This is a genomic window from Kitasatospora sp. CMC57, assembly GCF_045866025.2.
GTDB lineage: Bacteria > Actinomycetota > Actinomycetes > Streptomycetales > Streptomycetaceae > Kitasatospora.
On sequence record NZ_AP035881.2, the window covers coordinates 6,257,521 to 6,280,417 of the forward strand.

Annotated in this window: 19 protein-coding genes and 3 pseudogenes; 11 read left to right on the top strand and 11 right to left on the bottom strand. The window is 71.0% G+C overall.

The window, feature by feature from the left end:
- Nucleotides 1–50: 50 nt before the first annotated feature.
- Nucleotides 51–752, bottom strand: a complete 702-nt coding sequence (locus tag ACKUU6_RS28105; protein ID WP_407991369.1) for a DUF6215 domain-containing protein — start codon at nucleotides 750–752, stop codon at nucleotides 51–53.
- 79 nt (nucleotides 753–831) lie between these two features.
- Nucleotides 832–1,386, bottom strand: coding sequence for an SCO2400 family protein (locus ACKUU6_RS28110; protein WP_407991370.1), 555 nt, complete (start codon nucleotides 1,384–1,386; stop codon nucleotides 832–834).
- A gap of 249 nt (nucleotides 1,387–1,635) precedes the next feature.
- Between ACKUU6_RS28110 and ACKUU6_RS28115 the strand changes: the two genes are divergently transcribed.
- Nucleotides 1,636–2,688 (top strand): S1 family peptidase, encoded by a 1,053-nt coding sequence (locus tag ACKUU6_RS28115; RefSeq protein ID WP_407991371.1) that lies wholly within the window; start codon nucleotides 1,636–1,638, stop codon nucleotides 2,686–2,688.
- An 81-nt stretch (nucleotides 2,689–2,769) separates the two neighbouring features.
- On the opposite strand, the gene ACKUU6_RS28120 is transcribed toward ACKUU6_RS28115, so the two are convergent.
- The 4 genes and pseudogenes from ACKUU6_RS28120 to ACKUU6_RS28135 form a co-directional block, all read right to left on the bottom strand.
- On the bottom strand, nucleotides 2,770–2,961 hold the full coding sequence (locus tag ACKUU6_RS28120) for a YegP family protein (protein WP_407991372.1): 192 nt from the start codon (nucleotides 2,959–2,961) through the stop codon (nucleotides 2,770–2,772).
- A 560-nt stretch (nucleotides 2,962–3,521) separates the two neighbouring features.
- On the bottom strand, nucleotides 3,522–6,245 hold the full coding sequence (locus ACKUU6_RS28125) for a M48 family metallopeptidase (RefSeq protein WP_407991373.1): 2,724 nt from the start codon (nucleotides 6,243–6,245) through the stop codon (nucleotides 3,522–3,524).
- A 1-nt stretch (nucleotide 6,246) separates the two neighbouring features.
- Complete coding sequence (locus ACKUU6_RS28130) at nucleotides 6,247–6,753, bottom strand: hypothetical protein (protein ID WP_407991374.1); 507 nt, start codon at nucleotides 6,751–6,753, stop codon at nucleotides 6,247–6,249.
- Between the two features lie 280 nt (nucleotides 6,754–7,033).
- Nucleotides 7,034–7,933, bottom strand: a pseudogene (locus tag ACKUU6_RS28135) (IS630 family transposase); the annotation flags it as partial.
- Between the two features lie 53 nt (nucleotides 7,934–7,986).
- On the opposite strand from ACKUU6_RS28135, the gene ACKUU6_RS28140 reads away from it, so the two are divergent.
- On the top strand, nucleotides 7,987–8,277 hold the full coding sequence (locus ACKUU6_RS28140; RefSeq protein ID WP_407991375.1) for a hypothetical protein: 291 nt from the start codon (nucleotides 7,987–7,989) through the stop codon (nucleotides 8,275–8,277).
- 266 nt (nucleotides 8,278–8,543) lie between these two features.
- Here the strand turns inward: ACKUU6_RS28140 and ACKUU6_RS28145 are convergent.
- Nucleotides 8,544–8,717 (bottom strand): annotated as a pseudogene (locus ACKUU6_RS28145) (transposase); the annotation flags it as partial.
- Nucleotides 8,718–9,084: 367 nt separating this feature from the next.
- Nucleotides 9,085–9,273: pseudogene (locus tag ACKUU6_RS28150) on the bottom strand (ISL3 family transposase); the annotation flags it as partial.
- 334 nt (nucleotides 9,274–9,607) lie between these two features.
- Here ACKUU6_RS28150 and ACKUU6_RS28155 point away from each other — a divergent pair.
- Both ACKUU6_RS28155 and ACKUU6_RS28160 read left to right on the top strand, forming a co-directional pair.
- Nucleotides 9,608–11,152: a pyridoxal phosphate-dependent decarboxylase family protein gene (locus ACKUU6_RS28155; RefSeq protein ID WP_407991376.1), complete on the top strand. Its 1,545-nt coding sequence runs from the start codon at nucleotides 9,608–9,610 to the stop codon at nucleotides 11,150–11,152.
- A gap of 164 nt (nucleotides 11,153–11,316) precedes the next feature.
- Nucleotides 11,317–12,309, top strand: a complete 993-nt coding sequence (locus tag ACKUU6_RS28160) for a DUF4192 domain-containing protein (protein ID WP_407992262.1) — start codon at nucleotides 11,317–11,319, stop codon at nucleotides 12,307–12,309.
- Nucleotides 12,310–13,177: 868 nt separating this feature from the next.
- On the opposite strand, the gene ACKUU6_RS28165 is transcribed toward ACKUU6_RS28160, so the two are convergent.
- Both ACKUU6_RS28165 and sph read right to left on the bottom strand, forming a co-directional pair.
- Nucleotides 13,178–13,897, bottom strand: coding sequence for a DUF4230 domain-containing protein (locus ACKUU6_RS28165; RefSeq protein WP_407991377.1), 720 nt, complete (start codon nucleotides 13,895–13,897; stop codon nucleotides 13,178–13,180).
- Nucleotides 13,898–14,111: 214 nt separating this feature from the next.
- Nucleotides 14,112–15,089, bottom strand: a complete 978-nt coding sequence (gene sph, locus ACKUU6_RS28170) for a sphingomyelin phosphodiesterase (protein WP_407991378.1) — start codon at nucleotides 15,087–15,089, stop codon at nucleotides 14,112–14,114.
- 385 nt (nucleotides 15,090–15,474) lie between these two features.
- Between sph and ACKUU6_RS28175 the strand changes: the two genes are divergently transcribed.
- Nucleotides 15,475–16,629 (top strand): DUF3103 family protein, encoded by a 1,155-nt coding sequence (locus tag ACKUU6_RS28175; protein ID WP_407991379.1) that lies wholly within the window; start codon nucleotides 15,475–15,477, stop codon nucleotides 16,627–16,629.
- A 68-nt stretch (nucleotides 16,630–16,697) separates the two neighbouring features.
- Here ACKUU6_RS28175 and ACKUU6_RS28180 read toward each other — a convergent pair whose 3' ends face one another.
- Nucleotides 16,698–17,921 (bottom strand): glycerophosphodiester phosphodiesterase, encoded by a 1,224-nt coding sequence (locus ACKUU6_RS28180; RefSeq protein ID WP_407991380.1) that lies wholly within the window; start codon nucleotides 17,919–17,921, stop codon nucleotides 16,698–16,700.
- Nucleotides 17,922–18,279: 358 nt separating this feature from the next.
- Here ACKUU6_RS28180 and ACKUU6_RS28185 point away from each other — a divergent pair, with 358 nt between their 5' ends.
- Genes ACKUU6_RS28185 through ACKUU6_RS28210 form a run of 6 tightly spaced genes read left to right on the top strand, consistent with a single transcriptional unit; the run spans nucleotide 18,280 to nucleotide 22,676 of the window.
- Nucleotides 18,280–18,582, top strand: coding sequence for an urease subunit gamma (locus ACKUU6_RS28185; RefSeq protein WP_407991381.1), 303 nt, complete (start codon nucleotides 18,280–18,282; stop codon nucleotides 18,580–18,582).
- Entirely contained in the window at nucleotides 18,579–18,905 is a 327-nt protein-coding gene (locus ACKUU6_RS28190) for an urease subunit beta (protein ID WP_407991382.1), read from the top strand. Before ACKUU6_RS28185 ends, ACKUU6_RS28190 begins: the two co-directional genes overlap by 4 nt.
- Nucleotides 18,898–20,619, top strand: coding sequence for an urease subunit alpha (locus tag ACKUU6_RS28195; RefSeq protein ID WP_407991383.1), 1,722 nt, complete (start codon nucleotides 18,898–18,900; stop codon nucleotides 20,617–20,619). Before ACKUU6_RS28190 ends, ACKUU6_RS28195 begins: the two co-directional genes overlap by 8 nt.
- Complete coding sequence (locus ACKUU6_RS28200; RefSeq protein ID WP_407992263.1) at nucleotides 20,616–21,275, top strand: urease accessory protein UreF; 660 nt, start codon at nucleotides 20,616–20,618, stop codon at nucleotides 21,273–21,275. Before ACKUU6_RS28195 ends, ACKUU6_RS28200 begins: the two co-directional genes overlap by 4 nt.
- Nucleotides 21,265–21,945: an urease accessory protein UreG gene (gene ureG / locus ACKUU6_RS28205; protein WP_407991384.1), complete on the top strand. Its 681-nt coding sequence runs from the start codon at nucleotides 21,265–21,267 to the stop codon at nucleotides 21,943–21,945. Before ACKUU6_RS28200 ends, ureG begins: the two co-directional genes overlap by 11 nt.
- Complete coding sequence (locus ACKUU6_RS28210) at nucleotides 21,942–22,676, top strand: urease accessory protein UreD (RefSeq protein ID WP_407991385.1); 735 nt, start codon at nucleotides 21,942–21,944, stop codon at nucleotides 22,674–22,676. The genes ureG and ACKUU6_RS28210 overlap by 4 nt, the downstream gene beginning before the upstream one ends.
- Nucleotides 22,677–22,897 lie beyond the last annotated feature (221 nt).

The following is a 22,897-nucleotide window of genomic DNA, read 5'->3' on the forward strand; positions in this document are numbered from 1 at the left end:
ACGGACAGAGTGCCAGGCGACCCGGTTCCGGCGCTGCACTCTGTCAGCGGTTACGGTCCGGGGGTCCAGCCCTGGAGGGAGGGGAACACCTGGTCGGCGATCCGGAACAGCGCGGCGTCCTCCGGGGTGCCACGGTCCTGGCGCCATATGGTGATCTCGAAGGACCCGCCGTTGGTGTCGGCGCTCTTGGCGACCACCAGGTGCCTCGCGATGCCGCCGGTCCCCGTGGTGGTGGTCGCGCCGTTGAAGTTGAGCGCCAGCGTGTGGTCGGAGTAGGTGGCCGCCGGATGGCCGAGCAGCGAGGTCGGCTGCGGCAGCAGGCTCGCGAAGGTGGTGGCGGTCCTGACCGAGAGCTGGTGGTTGTCGGAGATCCGCACCCGGGTGTTGCCGAGCTGCACCTCCGCCGAGGCGTCGTACTCCACCGTCCCGTCCGCGAAGATCATCGGCCCGCCGCCGGACTGCGCGACCGACACGGGGTCCGGCGTGCCGAGCAGCGTCGGCAGATCGCGGCGGTTCAGCGCGGCGCAGAGGGCCGGGTACTCGGGGGAGTCGGTGGCCTTGGGCGGGTTGCACGCGGCGGGTCCGGGCTTGGCCGTCGGACGGAACAGGCCAGCCGCCCACATGCCTCCGAGGACGGCGGCGGCCAGCGCCACGGCGGCGGCGGTCTGGACGACGGCGCTCCTGGCGCCCTTGCCGGACGCGCGGTCAGGAGGCCCGACCTGGACCGGAGTCGAGACGATGTCGGTTTCCATGCAAGCCCCCGGCGACGGTTCAGCGCACGGCGTGCTGACCTTGGAGGGAAGGTATCAGCGGCCGTACCTCAGCCGGTGCTCAGGTGCACCAGAAGATGAAGCGGTTGCAGGTGGGGGAGGCCGAGGGGTGGGGCGTCTTCGGCGGGGCGGTGGTCGGTGCGGGCGACGGCGGTGCCGGAGCCGGTGCCGGAGGGGTGGTGGCAGGGCCGGGCGGGGCGGCGGAGGCGGGGCCGGTGGACGGGCCTGCGGTGGGGCGGGTGGTGCTCGGGCGGATGGTGGCCGTGGGGGAGGGCTTGGCGCTGGGCGCCGCTGACGAGGGCGCGCGGGTCGGCGTGGCGGCGCCGGAGGGTGTGGCGGTCGGCTGGTCCTGACCGGAGGTGGGTACGGCCGAGGGCGGGCCGGGCAGCAGGGCGAGCACCCCGGCCCCACCGACGGCCAGCGCCAGGACGGTGGCCGCGACGGCGGGGCCGCGTCGACGAGACCGGCGGCGGCGCGAGGCGGTGCGCGGTGCCGGGGCCGGCGCGGTATCCGTACGCGGCTCGGCGACGGGTGCGGTGGCCGAGGCGGGGGCTCCGCAGCCAGGACAGGACAGGGCGCCGTTGAGGTGGCGGCGGCAGGGGGCGCAGTAGTCCATTGCTGGACCCTAGGCACGGCACTCGAACGGCCGACAGGTGTCAGGCGTGAGGCTTTCGGAGAGATCCGGTGTCCGTGGACAGGCGTTCCGGCCGACAGGGGGAGTTGACGAAAGGTTTGGCAGGACGCTCGGGTTGACGTGCACATGGGGCGGTCGGATGGTGGTGCTCAGCAGCCGGTGCCTCGTCCCGCAGGCTTCGCCCGGGTCGGGCGCACTGGTCCCCGAGCCCCCACGAGGGAGACCACAACCATGAGGAACCGCCGCTCCGCCGTCCTGCTCGCCGCCGCCGCGATGCTCGTCACCGGCTCCGCACTCGCCCTGCCGTCCACCGCCGTCGCCCGTGCCACCCCGACCGGGGAGCAGGCCGCCGCCGTGGCCACCGCCCTCCAGCAGTCGCTGGGCGAGGAGCGCACCGCCGGTTCGTACCTGGACGGCAGTGGCCGACTGGTCGTCACCGTCACGGACCAGTCCGCCGCACAGCAGGTCAGGGCCACGGGTGCGGTACCCCAGCTGGTGACCCGCAGCGGCGCGCAGCTGGCCGCCGCGACCGCCGAACTGGACCGCTCCGCCACCGTCCCCGGCACCGCCTGGGCGGTCGACCCGGTGACCAACCAGGTGCTGCTGTCGGTGGACGAAAGCGTCAACGGTTCCTCGTTCGCCCAGGTCAGGCAGGCCGCGCAGCGGTTGGGAGCGGCCGTCCGGGTGGAGCAGGTGGCCGGACGGTTCAGCACCAAGCTGGCCGGCGGTGACGCGATCTACGGCGGCGGATACCGCTGCTCGCTGGGCTTCAACGTGCGCAGCGGCACCACGTACTCGTTCCTGACGGCCGGTCACTGCGGGAACGTCGCGGCCACCTGGTACGCCAACCAGAGCCAGAGCACCAAGCTCGGCACCACGACCAACTCCCGCTTCCCCGGCGACGACTTCGCCATTGTCCGGTACACGGACGGCTCGACCCCGCCGTCCGCGGTGGACCTCTACAACGGCACCACCCGCCGGATCACCGCCGCGAGCACCCCCGCCGTCGGCGCGACCGTCTACCGCAGCGGCAGCACCACCAAGGTGCACAGCGGCCAGGTCACGGCGCTGAACGCCACGGTCAACTACGCCGAGGGCACCGTGCGCGGCCTGATCAAGACCACGGTCTGCGCCGAGCCCGGCGACAGCGGCGGTGCGCTCTTCTCCGGCAACACCGCGCACGGCCTGACCTCGGGCGGCAGCGGCAACTGCTCCAGCGGCGGCACGACGTTCTTCCAGCCGGTGGTGGAGGCGCTCAGCGCGTACGGCGTCAGCGTCTACTGACCGGTCGTCGGCAGACCGTCGCCACGGTTCGGAGGGCCGATCCCGCCTCGCGCGGGGTCGGCCCTCCGACGGTCAGGGGGCTCAGGCCGGGGCCGATGCGGACTCCTGCACCTGCGCGTAGGGCGCGAGCTTCCTGATCGATTCGATGCTCTTCATGCACTGTTCCTTGCTCTCGTGCGGGTCACTGGTGATCACCACCGTGCCGTTGGACGTCTTGAGCCGGAACCGGTGCACACCGGACGGGTCGGTGTAGAGCTCGAACTTTCCTGCCATGGGTGTTTCACCTCTCGGATTGAAGGCCCCCTCCTGACGCACCGTAGGCTCACAGCCCATGTGCTGCATGCCAACTGAGGCATCCGGGTGGATGCCGGACAGGTCGGCGGCACCCTGCCCTGTTTGGAGCAGACGCCGCTGTGGGGACATGACGGCGGTGGGGACAGATCATCACCTGCGGGAACGCAGGAGCGCGGTGGCCGACCAACTGGTCGGCCACCGCGCTCCTGTTCCCTGAGATGCGGCTACGCAGGAGCTGGTTGCATCGGGGTTTGTGTGGCCCTCTTCTCTCGCGCCCGTCGCAGTGCCGTGAGCCTTCCTGTTCCGGCTCGCGCGTCTGAGATGGGGGTAGTGGAGAGTGTTGGCTGCGCGGGGGCAAGGGCACACTCCGCCTCGCAGGCGTCCGCAGCATCGCCACTGCCCTGCGGCGCAACGCCCGCGACCCGCAGCGACCACTCGCCCCCCTCGGGCTCACGTGATCACGAATCGGACATCCCGAGACTTTGCCGAAGCCCTGGCCTCGCACCCTCTGGTGCGACGTTCTCACCGCAGTCCTGCACTCACCCCGTCCACTGCCAGCCGGCCAGCATGGTGTCCAGCTCCCGCACCCGGTCCGGCCAGGTCTGCGGCTGGGCCGACAGGTGGATGAGCAGCTGTTCGCCGCCGTCCTCCACCAGGACGAAGCGTGAGCGGTCCTCACCCGGTGGCCGGCCTTCGAGGACGAGGGCCCGGTGTCCGCCGACGAGGGTCTCGTGGCCACCCTGTGCGAGGAGGGTCGCCTTGGCGGAGTCGATCGGGAACTCCGTGGTCCGGGTGATCGTGACCTGGGCGCGCAGCACGAAATCCTCCGGGCGGATCCGCAGGTGCGCTCCGGTGCCGTCCGGTTGGGAGCTGACGTCGAACCAGCCGGGGGCCAGGCGGAACCGGTAGTCGGCCGCCCCGACCCAGCCACGGTCCCCGACCGACGCCCCGGCCAGAGTCGGCGCGGCGCGGCTCTGCCGGGTCACCAGGTGACCGGCCAGGTACAGGCCGGCGAGCAGCGGCAGCACCGCCGCCAGGGCGAGCCCGCGCCCGCCGACCGCCCACCGCCGCACCCGCAGACGTGGCGAAAGCCGCCCCGCCACCCAACTCCGCAGGCCGAGCCAGGGCGGCAACAGCAGTACGCACAGCACGCCGGTCACCCCGGGGAGCAGCTGGACCATCACAACGACGCCGTCCCCGGCGGGCGCGGACAGGCACCCCCGGCTGGACGGGCGCAGTGCGAAGGCGTCCGCACAGTGGCCGAGGAGTGGCTGCACGACCATCGCGAACGCCCCTACGGCGGCGCACACGAGGGCTGTCGTCCCCCCGCGCAGCAGCCCCGTACGCGGCTCCCGGCCGGCCGCGACCAGGCCGGCCAGCAGTGCGATCACATCAGCTGCCAGGATCAGCCAGAGCTGGAAGCGGATGACGAACTCGTGGCTCCACCGCTCCAGCAGCGGCAGTTGGTGCGCCTGCCAGGCGGAGAGCAGGATCAGCACCGCCACGGCCGTACCCGCGATCAGCCCCGCTCGCGAACCCGCACTGATCGCCGCCATCGACTCGCCCGCCCAGGGCGGCCGGTTCCGCAGTCGCTGCCTGATCGCGATGCCCGCGACCACGGCGGCCGACAGCACGGCACAGCCGAGCACCGCGGGCACGGCGGCGGAGGCGTATGCCAGCCCGGGCAGCGCGAACGGCTGCGCCAGTGCGGACAACGCGGCGCCCGGGCCCTGCCCGGACAGCGGAGCGAGCGTCAGGAACGCCTGGTCGACCAGGCGCAGCGCGATCGTGTAGGCGACCGTTGCGAGCACGACCACCACCGTCAGCAGGGCGGCCCGCGCGGTCCTTCCGGACCCGGCCGGGCTCGCACCGACGGCCCGGGCCGCGGTGGCCGCACCTCGGACCACCCAGCAGGTCACCGGAGTGGCGAGCGCGACGACGAGCGGCACCCAGGCGACGGCCCAGACCAGCAGGCCCAGCGCGTCGATCCGTCCGAACGCCGTCTCCAGGGAGAGCAGCGGACCGAGCGCCAGACCGGCCGACAGCCCCAGGGCGAACGGCCAGACCCGTTCCCTCCCGGCCCGTTCCCTCCCGGCCCGGGCCTGCGGGCCCGGACGCCACTGCCCACCCACCACGGCCGCCGCCACCGGTACGGCGATGGCCGCAGCGGTCCAGGCGGCCTGGGCCGGGTCCGACACCAGCAGCCATGCCGCCCGGCTCAGCCCGGTCAGCCCGACCATGGCGACCAGGCCGATACCGAGACCCCCTCGGAAGTTCTGCCCGAACAACGGCGCGGAGCCGTGCAGGGCCGCCAGCCGTGCGCCGGGAGCCGGGTGCAGCCGTAGCCGTGCTCGGCGCGACGGGGTCGGCATACTCGCGAGGATTCTCGCCAGCGCGTCCCCTTCCGCAGTCCCGGAACCGACCCGGGCGTCGGCCTGGAACTCCCGGGAGCGGACCAGCGCCGCCAGCAGCACCACGCTCACCATCAGCAGACCGACCACCCGCAGGACGAACCCCGCCACCAGCCCGGGTGGGGCACTGCCCGCCGTCGCGAACCAGAGCGCGGCCCCGCCCACGACCAGGGTGAACGCCCCCGTGAGCGCCAGAGCCGCGTACGTCTGGTCGACATCCCGGTTGCGCAGGTGCGCGAGCTCGTGCAGGACGGTGGCCCGGAACGCGGCCGGGTCGGTGTGGTGACGCACCACGAGTCCGGCGCTGAGGACGACCGTGCGCCGACCCGGCAGACCGGCCACGAAGGCCGACGGCACCGGATCGAAGGGGCGGCTGAGGAACCGCACGCGTCCGGCACCGGCCGTCCGTCGCAGCCGCTCCAGCTCGGTCAGCAGCAGCGCGGCGTCCGAGGGGTCGAAACCGCGTAGGCGGTAGCGGCGGGCGAGGACCGGCGGATGCGCCGCGTACAGGAGCGCCGCGACGGCCAGGACGAGGACCAGACCGCCGACGAGCCAGCGCAGTTGGTCGTGCTGAGCGGGGGCCGCGCACGCTTCGACCGCGGCGAGCTGCCCGCTCGAGTACGACCCCCAGTCGGCGAAGGACGGCAGGTCGGTGATGCCGGTCGGCACCCCGCCGAGCGGGTGGGCGGTCAGGCACCGGTTCCACAGGCTGATCCAGCTCCGGCCACCGGGGGAGATCGCGAAGGCTCCCCGGGCGACGATCAGGGTCGACAGCGCCACCTCGAGCGAGAGCAGCGTGAACAGGACCGAGGTGACGGCCCGTCCGCTCGCCCGGGCGCCGGCCGGTCCCACGTCACTCCCCGGCGGGCAGGGCTGGGGAGGGCACGGCCAGTGCTCCGACGATCGCGTCGGCCAGCAGGCGCTGCTGAGCATCCGTCAGCGCCAGGTCGGCTGCGCACCTGGTGACCTCGGTGCGCAGCAGGGCGAGCTCCTCGGCGGTGAACTCCACCCGGGCGGCCCCGTCCTGTGGCGCGCCGCCCCTGCCGAGGCGCAGCCGGATCCGGCTCAGCAGACCTCCGGCTCCGTCCACCGCCCGCTCCGCCGCCTTCGCGCTCAGCGCGCCCCACAGCTGACGGCACGCCTCCAGCACCACCGGTGTCAGCAGCACCACTGCGGCGTCGAGGCCGAACCCCAACAGCGCATCCCGATCGGAGCGGTCGAGCCTGACCCCGCGGGCGAAGTACGCCTCGCTCAGCTGAGTGAACAGCGGCATCTCTCCCGGGGCGAGACCCTGCACCCCGGCGCGGCCCAGCGCCGCCACGACCTGCTCGTCCTCCGACCGCCGCAACGTACCCCCCACGTGTGACACCACAGCTCGCAGTGGTCGGCCGCTGGACGGTTGCCGCGTCCCCCTCGGTCGACCTGAAGTGACTGACCGTCAACTTACTTGGTTCACAGGGGATTCACCGGACTTTTAATGCATCAGCGCCAACCTGGTGCCACAGGTGGCGCTCGTCCGGTCCCTCGGTCGCGTGTCAGCTTGAGATGCGGGCTTCGATGCGTCGAGGAGGAAGTCGAGGCCGGTCCGGAAGGTCTGATCGGCGTCCAGTGTGATGCGCCAGAAGGTCTGATGGTTAGTTTCACTCTGTTCTCTGGTTGTCGGCGCCGACTTTGGTGAGGTAGTCGGCGAGGGAGTTGAGGATCTCGTCGGCGGTCTTGGTCCAGATGAAGGGCCGTGGGTTGTTGTTCCAGGTGTCGATCCACGCGGTGATGTCGTCCTCCAGTGCCTTGACGGACTTGTGGACGCCGCGGCGGGTGAGCTTGTCGGTCAGCAGGCCGAACCACCGCTCGACCTGGTTCATCCAGGAGGCGCCGGTCGGGGTGAAGTGGATGCGGAAGCCCGGGTGCTTGCCCAGCCACGTCTTGATCTCGGCCGTGTTGTGGGTGGCGTAGTTGTCACAGACGAGGTGAACGTCGAGCCCGGCGGGCACCGCCTTGTCGATCCGGACCAGGAACCTCCTGAACTCGATCGCGCGGTGGCGGCGGTGGAGCTGGGATATGACGGTTCCGTCGGCGATGTTGAAGGCGGCGAACAGGCTGGTGATGCCGTGCCGGTAGTAGTCGTGGGTCCGGCGTTCGGGCATGCCCGGCATCATCGGCAGGACCGGCTGGGATCGGTCCAGCGCCTGGATCTGGGACTTCTCGTCCACGCAGAGCACGACTGCCTTCTCCGGCGGGTGGTGGTAGAGGCCGACGACATCGACGACCTTGGCGACGAACTGCGGGTCGGTGGACAGTTTGAAGGAGTCCTGCGGATGGGGCTTGAGGTCGAACTTCTTCCAGATCCGGCCGATGGTCGACTTCGACAGGCCGGTGCGTTGGGCCATCGAGGCCCCTGACCTGTGCGTGTCCCTGCCCGCGGGTGACTCCAGGGTGGCGATGACGACCTCCTCGACCCGGTCGAGAAGGATCGAGGGTGGCCGGCCCGAGCGGGGTTCGTCCTGCAGGCCGTCCAGGCGGTGGGTGATGAAGTGACGCCGAGTTCAGCAGCGTGGGAGGATGCGGTCCCATGACAGATAGCAGTCGGCCTTGGGTGAGCATCGGGCTTCACAAGGACCAGATCGTCCAATGTGAGGTCACCGGACACCGCGGGCGCTTCGGCGTGGAGGTCTCCATCGTCGAGCCCCAATCTGATGTCGCCGCGTTCATCGACCTCGTGCTGCTGACCGACGAAAACAGGCACCTCACCCCAGACGAGTACCCGCCGATCGGGAGCCTGCTCGACGCCGTGACCCTGGACATCCACCCGGGAGACGAACTGCGGCTGTGCGCTCGCCCGTCGTCACTGGCACGGCAGCGGATCAAGGACAGCCAGCTGAGGTGAAGACCACGACGGCAATGCCCATCTCACTCAGCCTCACCGACTGCTGGCCAACAGTTCGTGGTGCTCCGACTCGCCTGAGACGGGACAGAAGCCGACCACTGTGATCTTCATGATGCGAGGAGTACGCGCGTGCGGAGGAGGTCGAGCTTGGCTCGGCCGAACATCTGGCGTTTGAGCATCTTGATGCGGTTGACGTGGCCCTCGACCGGGCCGGAGTTCCAGCGGAGTGTGAGGTCGGCCGTGACGGCGTCCCACCGCTCGGCCGCTTCGCCGAGGTTCTTCCACAAGTGGAACCTGTCCGCGACCTGCGTGGCAGTGCCGGCACCGCGGTCCGCGCCCTCGGCGTAGTAGCGGGCCCGGTCGCGGCAGATCACCTCGACACCGGGGATGCGCGGTGAGCCAGGCTGCGAGGCCGTCGGCGGATCGTTCGGGCAGGACATCGACCGGGCAGCGGCCTTCGATGTCGATCAGGACCGTGCCGTAGTGGTGGCCCTCGCGCAGGGCGAAGTCGTCGACGCCGAGCACCCTCACCGGCCCGGCCTGCGGGTCCGGCAGGGCTCGGATCAGGCGGATCAGAGCATCGCGGCCGATCCCGACTGCCAGGTGCCCGGCGAGCCTGGAGCCGGCCCGGCCGCCCAGAGTGAGCGCGATCGCCTCGCGGACCTTCCGCAGCGGCACCGTGCAGCGGCCATGACGGAACGTCAGGCCCGGTATCTGCTCGGCGAAGGTCCGCTTCCCGCACTCGGCGGCATCGCAGAAGAACCGGCGGACCCGCAGGTGCAGCACCAGCTCCTGCCCACAGACCGCCGTGTTGCCGACCCGTCGTTGGTAGCCGCTGTGCACGCGCCCGGACCAGGCTCCGCAGCCTGGGCACTCCGCCTTCGGCGTCCGACTCCGAGCATGGACCCTTACGGACCGGCCCACCGATCGAATCAAGTCCACCTGCAGCAGCGCGAACTGGGGAAACAGGACAGCCAGGAACCCAGAGACAGACACCCGTCGTGATCGCCAACCGGCAAGACCTCCGGGCGGCTTTCACAGAACTCGCGCCAGAGCCCGGATCTTCCCGGCTGGTGGCCAGCATGGTGCGGGATGACGGGCACGACAGCTCCAGGTGGATGGCCATCAGGTAACAGTGTGTGATCGGCGTCGGTCGCCTCCGGGGCACCGGGCCGGGGAACGTTCGAGCCTTGTCGTCGACCTCCGGGCATCGGGCTCCGGAATCGGGGCGGTGTATTCCGGCTGAGCCAGGACCGTGACCAACGCAGGCGCCAGTCGTTCTGGATCATGGCCGTCCGGCCGACTTCCTGAGCGAAAGTGCGACCGTCCGATGCCGACACCGCCGAAGACCGGCTGCCTGCCCCGCCTGCCCTCGGCCCAGCTTGAGTCCGGTGGCGGCACCGGGCCGCTGGCCGTGCACCCGAAGGTGTTCCGCGACGAACTGGCAGCCGCCGCGGACTGGGTCGCCGACTACCTCGGGCAGATCGCCCAGCATCCGGTGGCCAGGCCCATCCCGTCGGCGAACCGGCAGGCCCTGGCAGCCGGGGTGCTGCCGCAGGAGGGCCAGGACCTCGGCGCCCTGCTGGAGTTCGTCGACCAGATGATCGCCCCGTACCCGACCGGCAACGGCCATCCCGCCTTCTTCGCCTGGATCAACTCACCGCCGTCCCCGGCCGGGGTGATCGCCGAACTGCTGGCCACCGCGGTCAACGCGACCTGTGGCATGGGCGAGCACGCCCTGATGGACCTCGAACGCGGAGTGGTGCGTGACCTGGCCTCCCTGGCAGGCATGGCACCGACCACTGGCGGAGTACTGACCAGCGGCGGCTCCATGGCCAACCTGCTCTGCCTGGGCGCCGCCCGCACCTGGTTCCTGCGCCGCCACGGCGCCGCCGACGGCCCCGCCTACGACCAGGCCCACGCGCGCCTGACCGCTTACCACAGCGACCAGGCCCACATGTCGGTCAACAAGGCCGCCGCCGTGATCGGCCTTCCTCCGTGGCGGCTGCGCGCGGTGCCCACCACTGCGGACCGGCGCATGGACGTCGAAGCCCTGCGGGCGATGGCCGACGCGGACCGCGCGGCCGGCCTGCTGCCGTTCTGCGTCGTCTCCAACCTCGGCAGCACCGCCAGCGGTGCCGTCGACCCGATCGAGGAGATCACCCGGGTGTGCCACCACGCGGGCATGTGGCACCACGCCGACGGCGCCTGGGGCGGACTCGGCACCCTCGTCCCCGAACTGGCCCCCCTCTACCGAGGCGTCGCAGACCTCGACTCCCTCACCGTCGACCCACACAAGACCCTGTCCGTCCCCGTCGGCTGCGGCGCCGCCCTCGTCACCGACCCCGCCCGACTGCGCGACGCGTTCACCTTCCGCGCCTCCTACCTCGACGCTGACCAGGACTGGCCCTGGATGTCCGACTACACGATCGAGCTCACCCGGCCCGGCACCCGCGCACTCACCCTCTGGGCCACCCTGCGCCAGCTCGGCCGATCCGGCGTGATCACCCTCCTCCAGCACTACCAGGACCTCGCCCGGTACATGCGCCAACGCGTCCAGGAGCACCCCGGACTGGAACTGTGCACCGACGGCCCACTGCCGGTGGTCTGCTTCCGCCTGGTCGCCGACCCCGACACAGACCGTCCCAATCGGCGAGCGGACCTGCACACGGCGGTGGCCGCACGCGTCCAGGCCCGCGGCCACGCCTACCTCGCCACCGTCAGCCACGACGGAGAAACGGTCCTGCGCGCCTGCGTCTGCAACTACCTCACCACCACCGACGACGTCGACACTCTCCTCATGGAGGTCCAGGACGCCGCCGACCACCTCCGGACCGCCCAACCCGCCGGCACCCCGCTCGAGCGCCAGATCTAGTCACGCTGCGTAATGCAATTCTAGGAATCTCCTGGTGGCCGCCTGCCTGGCCTTTCCGATGGCCACCAACACCTCCCCGCGCGAGCGGGGGGCAGCCGGACACGCGCTACGCGGTTGGCTGACGACATGAGTCCTCCCCGCGCGAGTGGGGGTCAGCCGTAGACCTGCCGGTACCCCGCTACCACCCGGAGAACTCCGTCGTCCTGATCGGCACCAGTTCCGGTCATAGGGACATCGGCCTCAAGCTCCGACTCGATATGCCGAAGCCCGAGGAAGCCGAGGCCGCAGCCACCCAGTGCACCAAACTACTGACCCGGCTCCATGACGCCCACAACGAACCCGCTGACGGGATCTTCATAGTCCTCTACCGCGACCCCGAAGTCGGCCAACACCGTGCCCAGGTCGTGGTCGAGACGACCAGCCTCGCCAAGCAGTTCATGCAGGCAGCCAGGGAAGCGGGACTCCATCAGAAGGAAGTCCTGCTCGTCTCCGGAGGGCTCTGGAGCTCCTACGTCTGCACGAACGCCGACTGCTGCCCGCCGGACGCCACACCAGTCCGCAGCTCCCACAACCCGGGCCCAATCTCCACCGCGTACACGCTCGCCGGAAAGGCACCCTTCGCCAGCTTCGACGCTATTCAGGCAATGCTACGGCCCGACGACACACTCAACAGCGACGCAATGCGTAGGTCCCTGGCAACGGCCGAAGCCGAACCCATCGCGGCATCGGAAAGTCATCGCCTGCTGCTCGACCGGCTGAGCTTCGACGAAATGCCCAACACCGAGCAGACAGCCCAACTCCTCATCGCGCTCCGGGATAGGGAGTTCCGAGACCTCGCCAGCGCGTACTCCGAGGAATCCGAACGACCTGCGGCCGCCGGTCTCTGGCGGCATCTCGCGGTCAACTGCGTCACCCCGTACCAGGAGCTTGCCGCCGCGCCCCTGACCCTGCTGGCATGGAACACCTGGCTGCTCGGCGACACGGTTGTGGCTCGTGCTGCACTGGCAGAGGTACTGAACATCGACCCCGAATACACGCTGGCCGGCCTGCTCCGGTCTGCCTTCATGGCGCCTGGCCACATCGAGCCGCTCCAGGAGTTCCTGAGGAAGCTCCGGGCAGAGTTCCAGAGCGGATCGTCGGAACTGCCCGAGAGATAGCCCACCACGCGTCGACTCAGCGAGGACTTCCGCCCGCCGCACCGGGAACAACGGCTCCGCCCCCGAGCAGTGGGGGCGGAGCCGTTGTTCATGGTTACGCTGCACAGCACTGGCGGCAGTGAAGATCCGAGACGTCGGCCTCCGGGGCCCTGACTTCACAGTCGTCGGCAACGGACGGGCCGTCATCATCGAAGTCGATGGCCCGCATCACTATGGTCGAACCCGAAACGCAGACGACGAGGACCGAGACCGTCACTGGGTGCGGTGCGGAGTCCAAACGATCCGAATCGCTCACAAGCACGCGAGCCATCCAGATGCGCTGTACGCCCGACTCCTTGAGGACCTTCTGCGCTTGCTGTATCCAAAGCGTTGATCTGCTGCGCGGCCTCGTGCGCTACTGCGGATGTCCAGCCCGTATGCTGGTCAATGACTTGCCCACAAATGTGCGGACGGCTTCGCCCCTCATGATGAGGGACGAAGCCGTTTTGCGTCGGGAGGGGACTTTCCTGGTGGCTCCTTCTCAGCGAGACAAGGAGCAGGTGGGCCGCCGACGGCCCGACGAAAGCGGTCAGTTGAGCCTGAGCTGGGGACACGGTGGGGACATTGCGGTGAAGAAGGCGAGCGAAAGGCAGTGAAGGGCGATGTTTGCTCGCCCAGTGCGATGGCCTTTGACCTGCAAGAACATGGAAAGATCGAGTTCGGTAGTGACTGTTGATCAAATCAGCCGCCGAGCTCGAACTTTCCTGCCTTCGGAAAACACCTCTCGGTCGGGTAGCCCCCTCCTGACGCACCGTAGGCGGGTGCCCTGTGCGCTGCATGCCGGATCAGGCATCCTGGTGGGGGCGCGGGTGAGAGGCGGGTGAGGGTGTCAGGCGATGGTGACCGTCACGGTGGTGAAACCGGTGGAGTGCAGCAGGCCGGTCAGCATGGTGCGGGTGCTGTCGTCGGCCTGGCCGATCAGCGCGGTATCGCCGGCCGCCTGCTCGATCTTCCGGGTGGCGAGCTGTTCGACCTGTTGCTGGTTGCCCGGGCTGCTGCTGAAGAAGTCCCCGATCCGGTCGAAGAAGCCGCGCTGTTGCAGGTAGATGTAGGAGCGCTTCAAGTCGATGGACGCCGGAGCGAGTTGAGCGTGCGGGACGGTGACCGTCACGGACCGCCGGTCCTCGGAGACGCTGATGGCCTGCGGGCCGAGGCCGGCCAGGTCGACGTAGGCGTCCACCGTGCCGGCGGCCACGTACAGCGTGCGGTTGCCGAGCAGTTGGGACGGTAGGAAGGCGGCCTCGTGGTCGAGGTCGACGATCACCTGGAAGTTGCCCTGGGCGCCTGTGAAGCGTTTCATCTGCTGGATCGACTGCACCAGCACGGGTTGGCTGCGGTCGACGTCCCGCTTCTCGAACGGGTTGGGCACCGCGGGGAAGAGGTCGAGTTTCGCACCGGTCAGAAAGAGGGCGAGGAGAACTGCCAGTGTCACGGGCAGGCTCAGGTACCAGGGGATGACGCGGCGTCGTGGGGCGCGGCGGGTGTCGGGATCAGGTGCGGCGGCCTTGTCGGGGCGGGTTCGTCTGCGGAGGCGTCCGAACGGTGCCATGGTCTTCCCTTCTCGGGCCCGGTGCGGTCGGCGTGATCGGTGCCCTGCGTGTACCCGGCGCTGGTCCGGCCAAGCAGGGATTCCGGTAACACCCTGGCGACAGGGCTGAGTTGGATGCCGAAGGCAACCGGGGTGGCACCGCCGACACGATCGGGCCGCCTCCCTTGCCCTCGGGAGGACGAGGGCGGAGGCGGCCCGATCACGGGGCGGGAGGTCAGCCCGCGATCACCGGGTAGTGGTCGGAGAGGTCGCTGTAGGTGTAGCTCTTGCCCCAACTGCCCACCGTCCACGGCTTGCTGTGGAAGCGCAGCACCTCGTTGCCGTAGCTCTGCGGTCGGGCGTGGTCGGCTCGGTAGAGCACGTAGTCGAGGTCCTCCTTCGGCTCGCCCGGGTAGCGGTAGGCGGCGATCGAATTGTCTACGGTGTCAAACGAGTTGACCCAGCCGGTGCGCGAGGTGGCAGGGGCCAGGTTGCCGTTGGTGAGCAGGGCCGGGTACTCGGAGTCGTGCGAGTTGATGTTGAGGTCGCCGGCCAGCAGCACCGGCTCGCTCGCCGGGATGGCCTTGCTGTCGACGAAGTCCTTCATGGCGGTGAGCTGCGCGGCCCGGACGGTGGCGGGCTGGCCGCTGGAGCAGCCGGAGTCGGTGGACTGCAGGTGGGTGCCGAGCACGTGGGTGCGCTGGCCGTTGACGTTCAGGACGGCGTAGACGAAGCCCTTGTTCGACCACCAGTCGGCGCCGCACGCGTCCTTGTAGACGTACTGCTCCTTGTGCAGGATCGGCCACTTGCTGAGCAGCGTCACTCCGCCGTCCTCGGGGGTGGTGGAGCTGTAGTTGCCGCCGGTCGCGTCCCAGCCGCTGGTGGAGCGGCCGACCACGGGGGTCTGGTACGGGTACGCGGTCTTCGCCAGCGAGAGCAGCTTGTCCGAGGCGGCGTTGTCGAACGCCTCCTGGAGCACCACCACGTCGTTGCCCTGGAAGAACGCGGAGGACGCGATCTCCCTGGCCCGGTAGTCCTGGCCCCAGTTGGGGTAGAGGCTGGTGCTCATCAGGAAGGTGTTGTAGGTCAGCACCTTGAGCGGCGCGACGGTCGCGGGCGCCTGCTCGGCCTGCGCGGCGGGGGCGGCGGCGAGCGTGCCGAGCAGGGCGGCCGCGGTGAGTGCGACCGCGCGGCGGACGGACGTGTGGGGCATCGAGGCTCCGTGTTGAGGGTGACGGGGGCTCGTCAAGCAACGAGGTGTTGTGTAGTCAACTCTGGCCGGTTCACGGGCTTCAAGACGTCGGGAGAGCATTCGATGAACTCGGCTTGAACTAGACCTACTGTCAGGTACGTGATCGATGGTGGTCCGGGTCTGACCAACCGTCAGCTCGGTGCGGCGGTGCGGCGGTGCGGCGGTGCGGCACACGGTCGGGTGGTCGTGTACCGGCAGTTCGCGGGACAGGGGTTGATCCGGCGGCAGGGAGGCCGTTCACTTGTCATGGCGTCGCCGTTGCCCTGTGCGCGGCGCCGATCCGCACGCTCCACCGCACCGTGCACCGATGCTCCGACACCTCACCCGACGAGTCTGGAGATCCCGCATGCTCCCCTTCCGCCTGAGGCGCGCCGTCGTCGCGCTCGCGGCCCTGCCCCTGCTCGCGCTCGGCACGGGCCAGGCCCTCGCCGAACCGGCTCCGCTCCCCGCCCCGGCCGGGCGCGCCCCGGCCGCCACCCGGGTGTCGGTGATCGAGGACGACGTCGCCCGTACCCTGGCGACCGCCCTCGCCGACCCCGCCGTACGCGAGCGCCTGCGCGCCGCGACCGCCGCCGGCGCAGGCCCGACCGCGCTCGCCCCGCTGGCCGCCGCCGTCTCCGGCCCGGCCGCCCACGGGCTGGCCGAGGCCACCGCGCGGGCCGACGTCGGCATCGCCACCGCCAAGGGCCTCGGCCCGGACCTCGGCCCCTTGCTGCGGGTCCAGCTGGCGGACCCCTCGATGCGGACGGCTCTGGACGCCGGTGCCGCGCCCCTGGTGGCGACCGCCGCCGCCGACGAGCACGCGCGGACCGTACGCGCCTACGACACCGCCGGTCGGGCCCACGCTGTTGAGACCGGCACCCTGCCGACCCGGCCGGTCTACCTCCTCGACCTCGACACGACCAAGACGCTCACGGCCGGAATCGACCTGCTCCAGCAGGAGTTGCGCGCCCGGGGGTTGGGCTCCGCGACCTCGGCCGTGGACGGGTCCGCCACCGCGCAGGCGGCAGGCGGCTGGTGGAGCACCAAGATCACTTCGATCCGGGTGAACGACGACGAGGAGCCCTGGTTCAAGGGCGCCGCCGAGATGTTCGCTCTGGTGACCGGATTCGGAACGGACGGCAAGGTGCGGGTCGACTCCGTCGCCATGCCGTACCTGCAGTACGACGGCACCGTCTACTACCCGAACCAGATCCTGGTGAACTGGTCGAACTACAAGTACGACCTGGCGGACGTCGTGCTGATGGAGGACGACGGTGACACCAACTACCTGGCGCTCGCCCAGGCCGTCGCCGCCGTCCTGCTCACCGTCGCCGACCAGGGTGCCTACATCCCGCTGGTGAACGCCGTCCTGGCGGCACTGCCCGAGTCGTGGTGGACCGACGACCCGGACTACGTGGACTCCTGGTACACCCTCGCCCGCACCAACTCGGGCCGTCTCAACGGAGCCCGTGGCAACGGCTGGATGACCGTCGAGCCGTACTACGTCCAGCAGTTCTGAGCCCGGCCCAGGGCCGCCCGCCGCGTTCGAAGCGTTCCACGGGCGGGCGGCCCTGGTCGGGTCGAGTGTCAGTCGGCGTGGTGGGCGGACCAGAAGTCGGCGCGGGCCAGGAGGCTGGTGTCGGCCTGGTCGGTGAAGAAGCCGTCCACGCCCTGGTCCATCAGGTAGCGGGCCCAGGCGAGGGAGTCGCCGTAGGCGTTGGGGTCGGTGCCGTGGCGGAAGTCGGCGGGGAGGAAGGCGTTCTCGTTGCGCAGGGTGTAGGGGTGCAGGACCAGGCCGTGCGCGTGGGCGTCCGCGACCAGGGTGGTGGCGGGGAGGAGCTTGCCGGTGGCCGGGTCGACCGGGGCGATCAGGTTGGTGGTGGGGCCGAGGCCGTGCGCGAAGCCGGCCATCCAGCGCAGGCCGTCCGGCGTGACCAGGTCGGCGACGGTGCGCTTGTCGCCGGCGAGGACGAAGTCGTACGGCTGGGTGTTGCGGTCGCTGAGGAGCTGGATCCTGGGGTTGTCGACCAGCCTGGCGAGGCGCTGGAGGCTGCTCGGCTCGAAGGACTGCAGGATGGCGCGGCCGTTGCGCCCGGCCAGTCCGGCGCGGCGCAGTTCGGTGGCGAGGCGCTCCTCCAGCGGGAGGCCGATGGAGCGGAAGTAGCTGGGGTGCTTGGTCTCGACGTAGAGCCAGACCTCGCGGCCGGCGGCGCGGGCCCGCTGCTGGGCGAACTCGACGACGTCGCGGAAGGTCGGCACCGCCCAACGGCCGTCGTACAGCGTGTTGTGCTGGCGCTGGAGCGGCAGCCGCTCCTTGGCGCGCAGGGTGCGCAGCTCGGCGAGCGTGAAGTCCTCGGTGAACCAGCCCGTGATCGCCTTGCCGTCGATCGTCTTGGTGGTCTTGCGGGCGGCGAACTCGGCGTGGTCGGCGACGTCCGTGGTCCCGCCGATCTCGTTCTCGTGCCGGACCACCAGGTGGCCGTCCTTGGTCGGCACCAGGTCCTGCTCGACCACGTCGGCGCCGAGGTCCAGCGCGTGCTGGTACGAGCCGAGGGTGTGCTCGGGGCGGTAGCCGCTGGCGCCCCGGTGGCCGATCACCAGGGGGTGCGGCAGCCGGTCCAGGCCGGTGCCGGTGCGTACGGGCGGCCGGGTGCCGGCGGGACGGCGCTCGGCCGACTCCTGGTCGGCCGCCGACGCCTCGCCGACGCCGACGGTGCTCAGGGTGGCCGCGCCGAGGCCCAGCGCACCGCTGGTGCGCAGGAACCAGCGGCGTGAGGCGTCGGTGCTCGCGGGGCGGTGAAGGTCCGTCATGTCGTCTCCCGGGTCAACGGCGTATCTGCCGTCCGTACGGTAGGAGCCGGGGGACGCCCTGCGGTGGCCGTCCGCCGAACCTTGCGGAAAGCTCCGGCGGACAGTGCTGAAACAGGCCATTTCCCCTCGGCCCGGGGCGGCCGGTCGGTATTCGCCGTTTCAGGACGATCCGAAACCTGGCGGAAACCACGCGGAAAACAGCCGTCAAAGTATGCCCGGAAGGCTGCGGACCGGCACCCGCTTCGTGCCCGCTCGGTCCGCTACGGTGGCCCGGACGGAGCGTTACCGCGCGCCGAAAACCCCACCCGTGGCACAGCGTTGTGCCCGCACCACCCGAACTCCCCCCGAGGTGCGCGTCATGAGGCTCACCCCCCACGAGCAGGAACGCCTGCTCATCCACGTCGCCGCCGACGTGGCCCGCTCCCGGCAGGCCCGCGGCCTGTTGCTCAACCACCCCGAGGCGATCGCACTGATCACCTCGCACGTGCTGGAGGGCGCCCGGGACGGCCGGACCGTCGCCGAGCTGATGGTCTCGGGGCGGGAGGTGCTCGGCCGCAAGGACGTGATGGAGGGCATCGCCGAGATGATCCCCGACGTCCAGGTGGAGGCCACCTTCCCGGACGGTACCAAGCTGGTCACCGTGCACGGGCCGATCCGGTGACCGCCGATCAGCTCACGCCGGGCGAAATCCTCTACGGGGACGGCGAGATCGGCCTGAACGCCGGACTGCCGGTCATCACGCTGACCGCCGTGAACGGCGCCGACCGGCCGGTCCAGGTCGGCTCGCACTACCACTTCGCCGAGGCCAACCCCGGCCTGGAGTTCGACCGTTCGGCGGCGCACGGGCTGCGCCTGAACATCCCGGCCGGGACGGCCGTGCGCTTCGAGCCCGGCATCCCGGTCGAGGTGGAGTTGGTACCGATCGGTGGCCGCCGCGAGGTGTACGGACTGCGCGGGGAGACCGGGGGTGGGCTGGATGCCTGAGTACGCACTGCGGCTGAGCAGGCAGCGGTACGCCGCGCTGTACGGCCCGACGGTCGGGGACCGGATCAGGCTGGCCGACACCAACCTGCTGATCGAGGTCGAGGAGGACCGCAGCGCGGGCGGTGACGAGGCCGTCTTCGGCGGCGGCAAGGTGATCCGCGAGTCGATGGGCCAGGCCAGGACCAGCCGGGCCGAGGGTGCTCCGGACACGGTGATCACCGGTGTGGTGGTGCTGGACCACTGGGGCATCGTCAAGGCCGACGTCGGCATCCGGGACGGCCGGATCAGCGCGCTCGGCAAGGCGGGCAACCCGGAGACCATGGACGGCGTGCACCCGCAGCTGGTGATCGGCCCGGAGACCGAGGTGATCGCGGGCAACGGGAAGATCCTGACGGCGGGTGCGATCGACGCCCACGTCCACCTGATCTGCCCCCAACTCGCCGACGAGGCGCTCTCCTCGGGCGTCACTACGGTGGTCGGCGGTGGCACCGGACCTGCCGAGGGTAGCAAGGCGACCACCATCACCCCGGGTGCCTGGCACCTGGCCCGGATGTTCGAGGCGATGGACGGCGTGCCGCTCAACCTAGGGCTGCTCGGCAAAGGCAACACCGTCAACACCACTTCGATGCACGACCAGTTGAGGGCCGGGGCGCTCGGCTTCAAGATCCACGAGGACTGGGGTGCCACCCCCGCCGCGATCGACGCCTGCCTGCGGGTCTGCGAGGAGTCCGGCGCCCAACTCGCCATCCACACGGACACCTTGAACGAGGCCGGGTTCGTCGCCGACACACTGGCCGCGATCGCCGGGCGGGGCATCCACGCGTACCACACCGAGGGTGCGGGCGGCGGGCACGCGCCCGACATCATCACGGTGGTCTCCGCGCTCAACGTGCTTCCCAGCTCCACCAATCCGACCCGCCCGCACACCGTGAACACGGTGGACGAGCACCTCGACATGCTGATGGTCTGCCACCACCTGAGCCCGCACGTCCCCGAGGACCTGGCGTTCGCCGAGTCCCGGATCCGGCCCGCCACCATCGCGGCGGAGGACATCCTGCACGACCTCGGCGCGATCTCCATCATCAGCTCCGACTCGCAGGCGATGGGCCGGATCGGCGAGGTGGTGATGCGCACCTGGCAGACCGCGCACGTGATGAAGGCCCGCCGGGGCGCGCTGCCCGGTGACGGCCGGGCCGACAACCAGCGGGCCCGGCGGTACGTGGCCAAGTACACCGTCAACCCCGCGATCGCCCAGGGCATGGACCACGAGATCGGCTCGGTGGAACCCGGCAAGCTGGCCGACCTGGTGCTCTGGACCCCGGCCTTCTTCGGGGTCAAGCCCGACCTGGTGATCAAGGGCGGCCAGATCGCCTGGGCCCAGATGGGCGATGCCAATGCCTCCATCCCGACCCCGCAACCCGTGCTGCCCAGGCCGATGTTCGGCGCCCAGGGACGGGCCCCGGCCGCCAACTCGCTCAACTTCACCGCCCCGGCGGCGATCGAGAACGGGCTGCCCGAACGGCTCGGCCTGGCCAAGCCGTTCACCGCGATCGGCAACACCCGGGGCGTCACCAAGGACCACTTGGTGAACAACACCGCCAGGCCGGACGTCCGGGTCGACCCCGACACCTTCACTGTCACCATCGACGGCGAGACCGTCACCCCCGCCCCGGCCGCCGAACTGCCGCTGGCCCAGCGGTACTTCCTGTTCTGATGGTCGCCGCTCTGCTCCTGCTGGCCGACGGCCGGTTCCCCGCCGGGGGGCACGCGCACTCCGGCGGGGCCGAGGCCGCGGTCAGGTCGGGACGGGTGCACGACCACCTGTCGATGGGCGCCTTCCTCACCGGCCGCCTGCACACCACCGGCCTGACCACCGCCGCCCTGGCGGCGGCGGCCGCGCTCGACCCCGGCGGGCTGGCCGCCGTGGACGAGGCGGCCGACGCCCGTACCCCGTCCCCGGCCCAGCGCGCCGCCAGCCGCCGGCTCGGCCGCCAGCTGCTCCGGGCAGCCCGGGCCACCTGGCCGCACCCACTGCTGGACGAGCTGAAGGCCCATCACCCGGGCGGCGCCCACCAGCCGGTGGTGCTCGGCGCCACCGCCCACGCCGCCGGGCTCACTCCGACCGACGCGGCGGCCGTCGCCGCGTACGAGAGCGTCAATGGCCCGGCCACCGCCTGCGTACGGCTGCTCGGCCTGGATCCGTACCAGGTCACCGCCCAACTGGCACGGCTCGGACCGGCGTTGGACGACGTCACGGCGCGCGCGGTGGAGGCCGCCCGCGCCGGTGAGCTGCCCGCCGCCTCCGCCCCGCTGCTCGACGTCTACGCCGAGCAGCACAGCTCCTGGAAGGTACGACTCTTTGCATCGTGACCACGTCGACCCCTACGACGACACCGTTCAGCACTCCTACACCGCCACGCACGACCACCCGCGCGCACTGCGGATCGGCCTCGGCGGGCCGGTCGGCTCCGGCAAGACCGCCACCGTCGCCGCACTCTGCCGGGTGCTCCGCGAGGAGCTCTCGCTCGCGGTGGTCACCAACGACATCTACACCACCGAGGACGCCGAGTTCCTGCTCCGGAACGCCGTCCTGCCGCCCGAGCGGATCACCGCTGTGGAGACCGGCTGCTGCCCGCACACCGCGATCCGGGACGACATCTCCGCCAACCTGGAGGCGGTGGAGGAGCTGGAGGCCGCCGTGGGCCCGCTCGACCTGATCCTGGTCGAGTCCGGCGGTGACAACCTGACCGCCACCTTCAGCCGGGGTCTGGTGGACCACCAGATCTTCGTCATCGACGTCTCGGGCGGCGACAAGATCCCGCGCAAGGGCGGCCCCGGGGTGTCCACCTCCGACCTGCTGGTGATCAACAAGACCGACCTGGCCCCGCTGGTCGGCGCCGACCTGGACGTGATGGCCCGGGACGCCAAGGCCCAGCGCGGCGACCTGCCGACCGTGTTCACCGCCCTCTCCGCCCCCGACGGCGTCGCGCCCGTGGTCGCCTGGGTCCGGGAGCGGCTGGCCGCCTGGCAGGTTCGGTGACCACTGCCGTCGCCGCTGCCGCCCGGGTCACCGCCGAGCCGGACGGGCGGGGCAGCACCGCCCTGCCCGAACTGGCGGGCGGCGGACCGTTCGCACTGCGCCGCACCCTGGGCGCGGCGCCCGGCGCGCACGTGGTGCTGATCGGGTCGCTGGCCGCCCCGCTGGGCGGCGACCGGCTGGCCGTGCACGCCGAGGTGCGCCCCGGCGCGGAGCTGCGGATCACCAGCGCGGCGGCCACGATCAGTCTGCCGGGGCCCGAAGCCGCCTGGCTGGAGCAGCGGTTGACGGTCGGCGAGGGTGCTCTGCTGGACTGGTCGCCGGAGCCGGTGATCGCCGCGGCCGGCAGCCACCTGGTGCTCACCACCCGGATCGAGCTGGCCGCCGGTGCCCGGCTGCGCTACCGCGAGGAACAGGTGCTCGGCCGACTGCACGACTGGACCAGGGGTGCCGGTCCGGGGCGGCTGACCTCCCGGCTGACCGTACGTCAGGCGGGCCGCGTGATCCTCGACCAGCAGACTGACCTCGGCCCCGGCGCCCCCGGCTGGGACGGCCCCGCCTGCCTGGGCGGCCACCGGGCGGTCGGCCAGCTGCTGACGATCGGACTGTCCGCTCCGGCGGCGCCGGAGGAAGGGCGGGACGCCGTGCTGATGCGCCTGCCGGGGGAGGAGGTCAACCTGCTGACCGCCCTGGCGCCCGACGCGCTCGTGCTGCGAAGGCTGTTGGCGGGGTGACGCGGTCCGACTATCCAATGGCGCGCGTTGGTGGACGGGGGTTGCCGGTGGCGAGGGGGCCGCACACCACCGGATCCGGGTCGACCGGGGCGTTCGGGTCACCGTGGAGGGAGGGGGCGAAGATGGCAACAAGTTGCCGTACTGGTGCGCCCCCCCAAGCTGTTCGGATGCGCACGAGGCTTGCATCAGGCCGGTAACGGCCTGGTCAGGGGTCTGGACCT

Coding starts and splice junctions, on each gene's coding strand:
- ACKUU6_RS28105 (WP_407991369.1), bottom strand. CDS start 752: ATGGAAACCGACATCGTCTCGACTCCGGTCCAGGTCGGGCCTCCTGAC.
- ACKUU6_RS28110 (WP_407991370.1), bottom strand. CDS start 1,386: ATGGACTACTGCGCCCCCTGCCGCCGCCACCTCAACGGCGCCCTGTCC.
- ACKUU6_RS28115 (WP_407991371.1), top strand. CDS start 1,636: ATGAGGAACCGCCGCTCCGCCGTCCTGCTCGCCGCCGCCGCGATGCTC.
- ACKUU6_RS28120 (WP_407991372.1), bottom strand. CDS start 2,961: ATGGCAGGAAAGTTCGAGCTCTACACCGACCCGTCCGGTGTGCACCGG.
- ACKUU6_RS28155 (WP_407991376.1), top strand. CDS start 9,608: ATGCCGACACCGCCGAAGACCGGCTGCCTGCCCCGCCTGCCCTCGGCC.
- ACKUU6_RS28165 (WP_407991377.1), bottom strand. CDS start 13,897: ATGGCACCGTTCGGACGCCTCCGCAGACGAACCCGCCCCGACAAGGCC.
- sph (WP_407991378.1), bottom strand. CDS start 15,089: ATGCCCCACACGTCCGTCCGCCGCGCGGTCGCACTCACCGCGGCCGCC.
- ACKUU6_RS28175 (WP_407991379.1), top strand. CDS start 15,475: ATGCTCCCCTTCCGCCTGAGGCGCGCCGTCGTCGCGCTCGCGGCCCTG.
- ACKUU6_RS28180 (WP_407991380.1), bottom strand. CDS start 17,921: ATGACGGACCTTCACCGCCCCGCGAGCACCGACGCCTCACGCCGCTGG.
- ACKUU6_RS28185 (WP_407991381.1), top strand. CDS start 18,280: ATGAGGCTCACCCCCCACGAGCAGGAACGCCTGCTCATCCACGTCGCC.
- ACKUU6_RS28195 (WP_407991383.1), top strand. CDS start 18,898: ATGCCTGAGTACGCACTGCGGCTGAGCAGGCAGCGGTACGCCGCGCTG.